A 10,673-nucleotide genomic window follows, 5' to 3' on the forward strand; every position below is an offset into this window, starting at 1 on the left:
CTCTCACCTTCCAAAAAGGAAAACCCTTACAAATTCTTATATTTACCTTTTCTTAAAATTAAATTATACCATTTATCAATACCTAGTATGGTAGCTAAAAACCTAACACAATTTAACAGTGATACCTAAAGTTCCCCAAAAAATTAAACTAAATAACTAGTTCGTTCAAACATAAATCCTCCATGTCTAAGTACCCTATGGGCAATAAATATCTTTTAATTTATTAATCACATTTATAAGGACGTTATTACACCTTTATTTAGTTTCAAATTCTTAATTCTTCTGCATCATTACTTTAATAGAAACCTTCACAACTCTTCTACACTTTAACATAAATCCCCAATTCTGTTTAAGTATTTTTCCACAACCTGGCCCTTTAAAAGTAAAAGAGCACTACCCTTTTTATTTAATGATAGCGCCTTCAGTGTCAATTCTAAAATTTTATCCGTTTGAAAGAGGGTTCCATCCATATCAAAAAATTACAGATAGTGTTATTGATTTCTCTCCTTTTAAATAGCTGTTTTCATTTCAAAGCTTAGCATAATGGCAGGTGCCAATTATTTTCGCCGATCATCAAGCTATTCAACCTTATTATACAAAAATAACCAGAAAAATGTAAAAGATTAGAAAAGGGTATTTGGATATTTTGTAGAAATAAGTAATACAAGTGGAACGGAATAACAAATCTAACAAAAGAGGGTGACTAGTATGTTCAATTGGGTGCCGAATAATGAGCAAGATGTGTGTGAAAGAAGGCTTCGAAAGGTTATGAAACGCTTAAAGGTTGAAAACTTCAATTTCAACTACGATCGCAGCAGCTGTTACATTGATTTTCACTACCAGAATAAAATATACAGGCTGGAACACTCCATTGAAAAGGCAAAGGATAAAGGATTGATCATGTTAAGAAACGGATTAGATTGTCTCTCTGAGCTGATCGACTCCCTTGAAGATCTCTGTCAAATCATTCAAAGAGGAACGTATAATCTTGAGACGTGGATAGCGGGCATGGCGCAGTCAGCTTCTGTAGAAGAAATCCCAAATTATGTAGAAGAACTGCATATCCGATATAAGCCAATAGGAAAACAAAAATCCGCCGAATACGACCGCCATGAAGAAATGACGAATATTGCTCCTGAGTCCTATCTCGAGGATTTTAGCCGAAATCAAATTTTGCAGCGGACTCGAGGTAAATAGAGACTGGTTAGAAGCAGTTCAAAATGGAATGGCCGTCAACAACAATATATATGTGAAAAAAGTCGATCTCCTAAACGGAAACGACTTTTCTCCTTATTATAAAGGAGTGGGCCAACTGCTCACCGTTGAACTCCACTCCTGTTTTTTATATCCTTAAAACTAAAAACTTAATTTTAATTAAACACGCTCTCAATTAAATTATATATAGTTATTCGACCGTAACACTTTTTGCAAGATTTCTTGGTTTATCTACATCACAATCTCTATGAAGTGCTGCGTAGTATGCAATTAATTGCATTGGGATCACGGTTACGAGTGGCGTTAAATACTCGTGTACTTTTGGAACTACAAACTGATCATCTTCCGCATTTAGACCTTCTAAACTAATGATACATGGAGAAGCACCACGAGCAGCTACTTCCTTCACGTTACCACGAATACTTAAGTTAACGTGCTCTTGTGTTGCCAATGCAAAGACTGGTGTACCTTTCTCGATTAATGCAATTGTCCCATGCTTTAATTCTCCACCAGCAAATCCTTCAGCCTGAATATATGATATTTCCTTTAATTTCAAGGCACCCTCTAATACAACATAGTAGTCGGATGCACGACCGATAAAGAAGCAATTACGCGTGACACTTAAATAGTCGCGGGCAATCTTTTCTAAAGCTTCTTTTTGATCACAAAGAGTTTCCATAACCGTTGCCACAATACTCAACTCTTTAATAGGGTCAAAGTCTAATTCGAACCCTTGTGCTTTAGCTGAATCTACAGCAAGTAAAGATAGAACAGCCATTTGCGCTGTATAAGCCTTTGTAGAAGCAACAGCAATTTCAGGTCCACCATACGTATGGAGTGTGTAATCTGCCTCACGTGATAACGTTGAACCTGGTACGTTTGTTATTGTTAACGCAGGGTAACCTAACTTCTTCACAGCTACTAAAACTCCGCGGCTATCTGCAGTTTCACCGCTCTGTGAAATAAAAATAAAGAGTGGGTTTTTAGAAATTAATGGCATATTGTAAAGAAATTCACTAGCGATATGCGTCTCTACTGGTTTTTTTGCAATGCTTTCAATCAACTGCTTACCAACAAGACCAGCATTATAACTAGTACCAGCTGCTATTATATAAATTCGATCAGCTGCATTCATCGCATGACGAATTTCTTCATCTAATTTAACCTGACCATTTTCATCTTGATACTTCGAAATAATGTTACGAATAACAAGAGGTTGTTCGTCTATTTCTTTTAACATATAGTGAGGATACGTACCTTTTTCAATATCGCTTGCATCTAATTCAGCGATATATGATTCTCTTGAAATTGTCTCACCTGCTAAATTTTTAATCGTAACGGAATCACGGGTAACAATAACAATTTCTTGATCCATTAATTCTACAAATTGATTGGTTGTTTTAATCATTGCCATTGCGTCACTAGCAATGACATTAACACCATCCCCTAAACCAACTAGTAATGGGCTTTTATTCTTTCCAACATAAATCTTATCTGGATCTGTTTCATCAATTAATGCAATCGCATACGAACCCTTTAATAACAGAAGAGTTTGTCTAAATGCTTTTTCAACCGTATTTCCTTCATCCATAAAGCGCTCTATAAGCTGAACGACCACTTCAGTATCAGTTTCACTAACGAATGAAACATCTTGCAAATGCTCAGCTTTTATTTCTTCATAATTTTCAATAACCCCATTATGAACAAGTGTAAAACGGTGAGAAGTACTTTGATGTGGATGAGCATTAACACGGCTTGGTGGCCCATGAGTCGCCCATCTTGTATGACCGATACCTGCTGTACCGTACACTTCATTATCAACAATATTTCTCAATGCTGCAATACGACCTTTTTCTTTAAAGAGATGAACACCTTTTTCATTTACAATTGCAATCCCTGCAGAATCATAACCTCTATATTCTAACTTTTCTAATCCACTTAGTAATATTTCCTTTGCATCTTCATTACCAATATATCCAACTATTCCGCACATATTTATAGTCCTCCCTCGGTGGGGCAAGAAAGCATGCGTTATCTTAGCTTTATTACTTAGCATATACTTTTCAAAAAAGCATATGCACAATAATAAAACATAATCAAACTAGGGGCTTTTTGCCCCACTCTTTACATTTTTTAATTGCAGAGCACCAATACTTTAGTTTTTGTTCAAGAAGTCACCTTCTGTTTTTTACCAAAGCTTGCGGTTGTGGTGTGGCAACCGAGAGGCATCCGCCGATGTTTTCGATAAACCTCTTCCTCGTCAACTATTCGTGTTTCCGTCCATTCGAATAGTTCAGGCGCTTTTTAGTATATATGAGCCGATCCACCTTTCTCTTTCAGAATCAAACTAATCATACTAGTTTTTACAGAAAACGTCAATCACTCTTTTGTACCATAATTTACCATAACCTCACAAAGAAATTTGTTTGGCTATACTATAAAAATATGCACAGAGCAATTTAATTGTGTCTGTGCATATAACATATATATTATAGTGAACCTAATTCTTGCTTAACTACATCAACAATTTCTTGAACATATTGATCACAAAGGTCTTGGGTAGGTGCCTCTGCCATTACGCGAACGAGTGGCTCTGTTCCAGAAGGCCTTACAAGGATTCTTCCATTACCATTCATTGCTTGTTCTACGCGACGGATTTCTTCATTAATAACAATATTAGACATTAATTCCTGTTTGTTGGCTACCTTCACATTAACAAGCTTTTGTGGGTACTTTTTAATTTCTGATGCAAGTTCAGAAAGAGATTTTTGAGTTACTTTCATGATATTAACTAACTGTAACGCTGACAACATACCATCGCCAGTCGTATTATAATCTAAGAAAATGATATGACCGGATTGCTCACCGCCTAGGTTATAACCACCTTTTCTCATCTCTTCCATCACATAACGATCACCTACAGCCGTTTGCTTTGCCGCAATACCTATCGCTTCAACAGCCTTATAAAATCCTAAATTACTCATAACTGTCGAAACGACAGTTTGATGCTTTAATCTACCTTTTTCCTTAAAATACTTTGCACAGATATACATGATCTGGTCACCATCTACTATGTTCCCATTTTCGTCTACTGCAATTAAACGGTCTGCATCTCCATCAAACGCTAACCCTATATCTGCCTTTTTATCCAAAACAAACTGCGCTAATGTCTCTGGATGAGTCGATCCTACACCGTCATTAATATTTAAGCCATTAGGATTCGTTCCTAAAGTTGATATATCAGCCTCTAAATCTGCAAAAAGATGCGGCGCAAGAGATGATGCTGCTCCGTGTGCACAATCAAGAGCAATGTGAATACCTGAAAAGTCCTCATCAACAGTCTGCTTTAAAAACTGTAAATATTTCTGCCCACCTTCAAAGTAATCACTCAGTTGCCCGACATTTACTCCAGTTGGTCTTGGTAATTGATCATCTACTTGATCTAATAATTTTTCAATTTCCAGTTCTTGATCGTCTGATAATTTAAAACCATCTGGACCAAAAAACTTAATCCCATTATCTTCAACAGGGTTGTGAGAAGCAGAGATCATAACTCCCGCATGGGCACTTAATGCTTTTGTTAAATAAGCAACACCTGGAGTTGAAATAACGCCAAGACGCATAACCTCTGCTCCTATTGATAACAGGCCTGCTACTAAAGCACCTTCTAGCATGTGCCCCGAAATACGAGTATCTCTACCAATTAATACTTTAGGTTTCTCTGTATTTTTAGTTAAAACAAAACCACCGTACCTTCCAAGCTTAAATGCTAGTTCTGGAGTTAATTCGGTATTTGCTACCCCTCGAACTCCATCTGTACCAAAATATTTTCCCATTTTCTAAATCTCTCCTTAGGTTAACACCCTTAATTTTCTACGTTTCAGTCAATTCATCATTATTTTCATTAAACTCATCAGTTGCATTAGTTTCAATTTCTTCTTCAATACTCAACACTTCGGAAATAATAATTTCTATTTCATCAAACGGTAGATCAAATGAAATATTTTGAGGTCCACTAACTTGAATTGGTACTAAATGTTCACCAACCGCTAGCTCATTCAGATCAATATAGACTTTTACGTCATCTTTTTGAATTCTATCGATTGCCGCCGGTGAACCTTTTACAATTAAACTAATGATTTTATGATTTGGATTTGAGAATTCAGCATCCATTCTCTCCGATAGGCCAATCACTTCTACAGGTATCTCTTCTATTTCTAGTGTTTCTTCTATATCTACTTCAACAATTATTTTCACAGTAGAAGGTGATACCTTCTCAACCCCTGGTGGTACTGGAAGGTCAATTTCCAATACTGTATTTTCAGTAATGGTTGAAAGATTGACTTCCACTCCCTCTAAGTGCGAAATTCCATCTATAACATCTCGCGGTCCAAAGATCGTTACTTCTTTTGGATCGGTAACAATTGAACGGATACTTAAACCTTCTGGCAGTTCACCAATTCGGGTTATTTTAAGTGGAACATCTTTGTTAGGGCTTGTTACAGGTATTTTTACATCTACAACCGAAGGACTAACATCGATCGCCAGTTCATTACCTTGCTGATCATAAACTTTAACCGGAATACCCTTTTCCACCGTTTTATTAACATCTTTTATATCAACAAACCCTTTAACAAATGCTACGTGTTGGATGATACTCTCCGCAGCAGTAATTTCTACATTTACTGGATTAACGATAGGCGTACCAACTGTATAACCTTCTGGTATTTCAGCTTTATTAATTAAATCAATCTCAACAGGTAATGATATTGTTCTTTTTTCCTCAATAGTCACCCTTATCGTATCTGGTACAATATTAACAGTTAATTCACTTGGAAAATTTCGATATTGAACATTTACATGATGTGTACCTGGTTCTAAATTACGTAAATCAACAAATACATCATAGGACGGCCTAGCAATTTGGAAATAAGTCAATACATTTTGTGGTCCTCTTAAATTTACTTGTACATGTTCAACAATTTCTGTGATCGCTAATTCATCTTCATTATAATAAACATTTAAAGGGACTTCCGGAATTGTATACGAACCGTTTGTTACGACTGGTATTCCACCTGGTTGATTATTTGGATTATCAAAGTTCACAACTGCAAACAGTAATAGGGCAATTAAAAAAGAAATCGCCTTAACAAACCATGGGTTGTTGTATAATTTATCCATTCTTCTTCCCTCCCCACTGCCAAAGAGAAGTTGAATTTGTCTTCGTACTTGTAACTAACTCTTGTATTAATAACTCTTTTAATGCTTCTTCATCTAAATTGCGATGTAACTCACCGTTTTTAGTAACCGAAATATTACCCGTTTCTTCTGAGACAGCTAAGGTTATCGCATCAGTAACTTCACTAATACCTAGGGCAGCTCGGTGTCTTGTCCCTAACTCTTTTGATATAAAGGGATCTTCCGACAATGGTAAATAACAGCCTGCTGCCATAATTTGATGGCTCTTGATAATCACAGCTCCATCATGTAACGGTGTATTAGGAATAAAAATATTAATAAGTAATTCAGATGTTAATTTACCTTTCACAGCTATTCCAGTTTCAATATAATCATTCATTCCAGTTTCTCTCTCAATAGAGATTAATGCTCCAATACGACGTTTTCCCATGTAGATTGACGCCTTGACTATTTCTTCTATTGACTTCTCCATTTCCTGATCGTCAATTGAGTTTGATCTCGACAAAAATTTACCTCGACCTAATTGTTCTAAAGCTCTACGCAATTCAGGTTGAAAAATGATAATAATCGCTAGTAAACCATAAATTACAGCTTGAGACATGATCCATCTAAGTGTATGTAATCCTAAACTACCACTTAAAAACCATACAGCTAAAATTACAATAATACCTTTAAATAATTGAACAGCTCTTGTGCCACGGACAATCATAATAAGTTTATATATAACAAATGTAACAAGTAGTATATCTACTGCTATTCTTAATACATCAATAAGTTGAATATCACCTAGTATCATTACTTCCCCTCCATATAACAATTCTTACTTACGAGGTACATAACTTTTTAATTATACCATAACATTATTAGCATAACAGTATGTGACACTTGGTATAACCTGTAAACCTAAATATTTAAATATCTATTACGATTTCTATATAGATAATATAGAAAAGGTGATACATATCATAATGTACCACCTTTTTATTCGTTTACTTTTTTTCCATCAAATATATTTACTGCATCAGAGAGAAAAGATTTTATATTGTACCAAATCCACTCTAAACCTTCATCAATTTCTTCAATATTTCCAGTTACTTTACCAACTGACGCCCTATAATTTTGACCGTTAATAATCGTCACGTTCCCATTCACTTGTCCATCAATTTGTAAGCTGCCATTCCTTACAATAAGATCACCTTCAACAATTTCCCCTTCTGGAATGACCACAACATTTCTATCTTTATCAATTATCAGATTTGCTTGACCTGAAACAGACAACTCATCTCCACTGTCTAACCAAAAAGAGAAAACACTAGTTGACATTAAAATAATAAATACTGAAGCTGCTGCTAGAAATGGGTTTTTTTTCATCCACCGCTTCCAATTGTTTGACCGTTTTGGTTGTGGTAATTGTTTCATTACAAGATCTGTAAAATTTGGTGGGGCCACAATATGAGAAGAGCTCTGTACAAATGCAATTGATTTTTTTAATTTATTAAAATGATTACGACAATGATTACACTCATTCAAATGTTGTTTTAGTTGATTTTTCTCTGTTTCAGTTATTTCTTCATCGAAATACTTATGAATTAAGGAGACTATATCTTTCCTGCATTCCATTTGTAAATCTCTCCTTTTTATACATTACTCAATCTTTTTCTAAGTGCTTCTCTACCCCTATGAATTCTTGTTTTCACAGTAGCAATTGGAAGATCTAAAATCTCACTTATTTCTTTCAAAGATAAGTCCTCAATATACTTCAAGATGATAGCAGAACGATATTTTGGGGGTAAGTTAAGTATTTCTCCTTGTATCCAATCTTGTAACTCATAAGTTATGACTTGATCCTCTGGTAATTCATCTGTTGCAGCTATTTGTGAAGCCAAAGTAAGTCCTTCAGTACCATCAACTTCTTGATCTAAGTAGAAGTCTGGTTTCTTCTTTCTTAACCGATCAATAGATAGGTTTGTAACAATTCGAAATAACCAAGTTGAAAATTTCCTATCCAAATCATAAGTATCAATATTCATATAAGCACGTAAGAAAGCTTCTTGAGCTATGTCTTGTGCCTCGTGAACGTTCCCCACCATTCGATAAGAAATTTGATAAACTTTATCTTTATAAAGTTCGACTAATTCAGCAAAAGCTTCCTGATCACCTTTTTTTACATCATTAATAATTCTTTTTACTAATGTCTCCATTCTCCTCTATACCTCCGCTCTATGCGGTTACTTTATTTACGTATTTCTAATAAATAAGTTTCAAATAATTTTATTTTATCATGAATAAGATGAAATTCTACAATTTTTAAAATATACGTTTTTCTTTTTTCATTCTGGGTATATAATAGTTAAAAGGGAGGGAATTTTATGAAGAAAGATTTAAAAAATAAAAAAATGCTTGAGGAAATTGAAATTGCTAGAAAGAAAATGGTCCAATTAGCTTATGAAAACCCCCTAAATTCTAAAGAGGTCGTTGATGCTAGCACAAAATTGGACAAGCTATTAAATGTTTATAATAACATACATATAAGTAAGAAAACTAAAACCCTAGTCCATAGCTAAAATGCTGATTTGTACTAATAAAGTAAATACACTTAAAATAAAAATAAACCCTATTTGATATAGGGTTTTTCATTATGTATTGGTGGAGCCTAGCGGGATCGAACCGCTGACCTCCTGCGTGCAAGGCAGGCGCTCTCCCAGCTGAGCTAAGGCCCCAAATGGAGCGGGTGATGAGAATCGAACTCACGACATCAGCTTGGAAGGCTGAGGTTTTACCATTAAACTACACCCGCATTTTATTGAATTGTAGCACAATTTAATTATTTACGCAATATACTTTCACCTTGATATGTTTACATTCTTGTTGGAGCGGAAGACGAGATTCGAACTCGCGACCCCCACCTTGGCAAGGTGGTGTTCTACCACTGAACTACTCCCGCAAACAATGGTGAGCCATGAAGGATTCGAACCTTCGACCCTCTGATTAAAAGTCAGATGCTCTACCGACTGAGCTAATGGCTCAAAATATGGCTGGGCTATCTGGATTCGAACCAGAGAATGACGGAGTCAAAGTCCGTTGCCTTACCGCTTGGCTATAGCCCAATAATAAATGGTGGAGGGGGACGGATTCGAACCGCCGAACCCTAAGGAGCGGATTTACAGTCCGCCGCGTTTAGCCACTTCGCTACCCCTCCGAATTAGAATTAATTAAGAGTGCCGGCCAGAGGACTTGAACCCCCAACCTACTGATTACAAGTCAGTTGCTCTACCAATTGAGCTAGGCCGGCATAATAGGTATTTTTTTTGTCAACTTTGTTACACAAAAAAACTGGTGGAGGATGACGGGATCGAACCGCCGACCCCCTGCTTGTAAGGCAGGTGCTCTCCCAGCTGAGCTAATCCTCCGATTAGTAGTTTATCGAACTACAATCTAATAAAATTTGAATTGGTGACCCGTACGGGATTCGAACCCGTGTTACCGCCGTGAAAGGGCGGTGTCTTAACCGCTTGACCAACGGGCCATTAAAGTAAAAATGGAGCTTCCAACCGGATTTGAACCGACGACCCCTTCCTTACCATGGAAGTGCTCTACCTACTGAGCTATGGAAGCATGGCTCCACAGGTAGGACTCGAACCTACGACCGATCGGTTAACAGCCGATTGCTCTACCACTGAGCTACTGTGGAATGTTAATTAAATCCAATATCAGAATAAGTAGAAAAACATTTGCTATAATGAAACTATTATATAATCCATTAAAACATTTTAGTGTTTTAATTAGTTTGGCAACGTCCTACTCTCACAAGGGGAAGCCCCTAACTACCATCGGCGCAAAAGAGCTTAACGATCGTGTTCGGCATGGGAACGAGTGTGACCTCTTCGCTATCGCCACCAAACTCATTAAAACACAAAGACAATAATTATTTTATATCACTACGACTCAAAAGTCAACACTTTTTTTACGCTAGTGAATAATCATTCTCTGAAAACTAGATAACATACATATAAGTTTCTTGAGTGTGAATTCAATTCTTATTTTAGGATAAGTCCTCGACCGATTAGTATCTCTCAGCTCCACACGTCACCGTGCTTCCACCCGAGACCTATCAACCTCATCATCTCTAAGGGGTCTTACTGGATTAACTCCAAGGGAAATCTCATCTTGAGGGGGGCTTCATGCTTAGATGCTTTCAGCACTTATCCCTTCCATACGTAGCTACCCAGCTATGCTCCTGGCGGAACAACTGGTACACC

General features: G+C 36.5%; 8 protein-coding genes, 11 tRNA genes and 2 rRNA genes. 2 read left to right on the forward strand and 19 right to left on the reverse strand.

The window, feature by feature from the left end; genetic code table 11:
• The first annotated feature begins 708 nt into the window (after window positions 1-708).
• On the forward strand, window positions 709-1,197 hold the full coding sequence (locus BKP37_RS06830) for a hypothetical protein (RefSeq protein ID WP_071308877.1): 489 nt from the start codon (window positions 709-711) through the stop codon (window positions 1,195-1,197).
• Between the two features lie 208 nt (window positions 1,198-1,405).
• Here the strand turns inward: BKP37_RS06830 and glmS are convergent, their stop codons facing one another.
• The 6 genes from glmS to sigW form a co-directional block, all read right to left on the reverse strand.
• Window positions 1,406-3,208 carry a glutamine--fructose-6-phosphate transaminase (isomerizing) gene (gene glmS / locus BKP37_RS06835; RefSeq protein WP_071308878.1) on the reverse strand — a complete coding sequence of 601 codons (1,803 nt, stop codon included), beginning with the start codon at window positions 3,206-3,208 and terminating at the stop codon, window positions 1,406-1,408.
• Window positions 3,209-3,704: 496 nt separating this feature from the next.
• Complete coding sequence (gene glmM, locus BKP37_RS06840; RefSeq protein ID WP_071308879.1) at window positions 3,705-5,051, reverse strand: phosphoglucosamine mutase; 1,347 nt, start codon at window positions 5,049-5,051, stop codon at window positions 3,705-3,707.
• Between the two features lie 37 nt (window positions 5,052-5,088).
• Window positions 5,089-6,396, reverse strand: coding sequence for a CdaR family protein (locus tag BKP37_RS06845; protein ID WP_071308880.1), 1,308 nt, complete (start codon window positions 6,394-6,396; stop codon window positions 5,089-5,091).
• Window positions 6,389-7,210: a diadenylate cyclase CdaA gene (gene cdaA, locus BKP37_RS06850; RefSeq protein ID WP_071308881.1), complete on the reverse strand. Its 822-nt coding sequence runs from the start codon at window positions 7,208-7,210 to the stop codon at window positions 6,389-6,391. Before cdaA ends, BKP37_RS06845 begins: the two co-directional genes overlap by 8 nt.
• A 185-nt stretch (window positions 7,211-7,395) precedes the next feature.
• The gene (locus BKP37_RS06855; protein ID WP_071308882.1) at window positions 7,396-8,034 is read right to left on the reverse strand and encodes a zf-HC2 domain-containing protein; all 639 of its coding nucleotides are present in this window, start codon (window positions 8,032-8,034) and stop codon (window positions 7,396-7,398) included.
• A 17-nt stretch (window positions 8,035-8,051) separates the two neighbouring features.
• Window positions 8,052-8,615 (reverse strand): RNA polymerase sigma factor SigW, encoded by a 564-nt coding sequence (sigW, locus tag BKP37_RS06860; RefSeq protein WP_071308883.1) that lies wholly within the window; start codon window positions 8,613-8,615, stop codon window positions 8,052-8,054.
• Window positions 8,616-8,783: 168 nt separating this feature from the next.
• Between sigW and BKP37_RS06865 the strand changes: the two genes are divergently transcribed.
• Complete coding sequence (locus BKP37_RS06865) at window positions 8,784-8,978, forward strand: aspartyl-phosphate phosphatase Spo0E family protein (protein ID WP_071308884.1); 195 nt, start codon at window positions 8,784-8,786, stop codon at window positions 8,976-8,978.
• 80 nt (window positions 8,979-9,058) lie between these two features.
• Here BKP37_RS06865 and BKP37_RS06870 read toward each other — a convergent pair.
• The 13 genes from BKP37_RS06870 to BKP37_RS06930 form a co-directional block, all read right to left on the reverse strand.
• A tRNA-Ala gene (locus BKP37_RS06870) sits at window positions 9,059-9,134 on the reverse strand.
• Window positions 9,135-9,137: 3 nt separating this feature from the next.
• Window positions 9,138-9,211 (reverse strand) — tRNA-Gly (locus tag BKP37_RS06875).
• A 72-nt stretch (window positions 9,212-9,283) separates the two neighbouring features.
• A tRNA-Gly gene (locus tag BKP37_RS06880) sits at window positions 9,284-9,358 on the reverse strand.
• Window positions 9,359-9,364: 6 nt separating this feature from the next.
• Window positions 9,365-9,440: transfer RNA gene (locus tag BKP37_RS06885), tRNA-Lys, on the reverse strand.
• Window positions 9,441-9,446: 6 nt separating this feature from the next.
• Window positions 9,447-9,521 (reverse strand) — tRNA-Gln (locus BKP37_RS06890).
• Window positions 9,522-9,529: 8 nt separating this feature from the next.
• Window positions 9,530-9,613: transfer RNA gene (locus tag BKP37_RS06895), tRNA-Tyr, on the reverse strand.
• Window positions 9,614-9,633: 20 nt separating this feature from the next.
• Window positions 9,634-9,706: transfer RNA gene (locus BKP37_RS06900), tRNA-Thr, on the reverse strand.
• Between the two features lie 42 nt (window positions 9,707-9,748).
• Window positions 9,749-9,824: transfer RNA gene (locus tag BKP37_RS06905), tRNA-Val, on the reverse strand.
• Window positions 9,825-9,865: 41 nt separating this feature from the next.
• Window positions 9,866-9,940, reverse strand: a tRNA-Glu gene (locus BKP37_RS06910).
• Between the two features lie 13 nt (window positions 9,941-9,953).
• Window positions 9,954-10,029, reverse strand: a tRNA-Thr gene (locus tag BKP37_RS06915).
• Window position 10,030: 1 nt separating this feature from the next.
• Window positions 10,031-10,105, reverse strand: a tRNA-Asn gene (locus tag BKP37_RS06920).
• 94 nt (window positions 10,106-10,199) lie between these two features.
• Window positions 10,200-10,315: ribosomal RNA gene (gene rrf / locus BKP37_RS06925) — 5S ribosomal RNA — on the reverse strand.
• 142 nt (window positions 10,316-10,457) lie between these two features.
• Window positions 10,458-10,673, reverse strand: a 23S ribosomal RNA gene (locus BKP37_RS06930); the annotation flags it as partial.

Source organism: Anaerobacillus alkalilacustris (genome assembly GCF_001866005.1).
GTDB classification, from domain to species: domain Bacteria; phylum Bacillota; class Bacilli; order Bacillales; family Anaerobacillaceae; genus Anaerobacillus; species Anaerobacillus alkalilacustris.

Bases quoted from the DNA above. Each gene is read 5' to 3' on its own strand.
- glmM (WP_071308879.1), bottom strand. From the start codon at position 5,051: ATGGGAAAATATTTTGGTACAGATGGAGTTCGAGGGGTAGCAAATACC.
- BKP37_RS06830 (WP_071308877.1), top strand. From the start codon at position 709: ATGTTCAATTGGGTGCCGAATAATGAGCAAGATGTGTGTGAAAGAAGG.
- BKP37_RS06865 (WP_071308884.1), top strand. From the start codon at position 8,784: ATGAAGAAAGATTTAAAAAATAAAAAAATGCTTGAGGAAATTGAAATT.
- BKP37_RS06855 (WP_071308882.1), bottom strand. From the start codon at position 8,034: ATGGAATGCAGGAAAGATATAGTCTCCTTAATTCATAAGTATTTCGAT.
- sigW (WP_071308883.1), bottom strand. From the start codon at position 8,615: ATGGAGACATTAGTAAAAAGAATTATTAATGATGTAAAAAAAGGTGAT.
- cdaA (WP_071308881.1), bottom strand. From the start codon at position 7,210: ATGATACTAGGTGATATTCAACTTATTGATGTATTAAGAATAGCAGTA.
- glmS (WP_071308878.1), bottom strand. From the start codon at position 3,208: ATGTGCGGAATAGTTGGATATATTGGTAATGAAGATGCAAAGGAAATA.
- BKP37_RS06845 (WP_071308880.1), bottom strand. From the start codon at position 6,396: ATGGATAAATTATACAACAACCCATGGTTTGTTAAGGCGATTTCTTTT.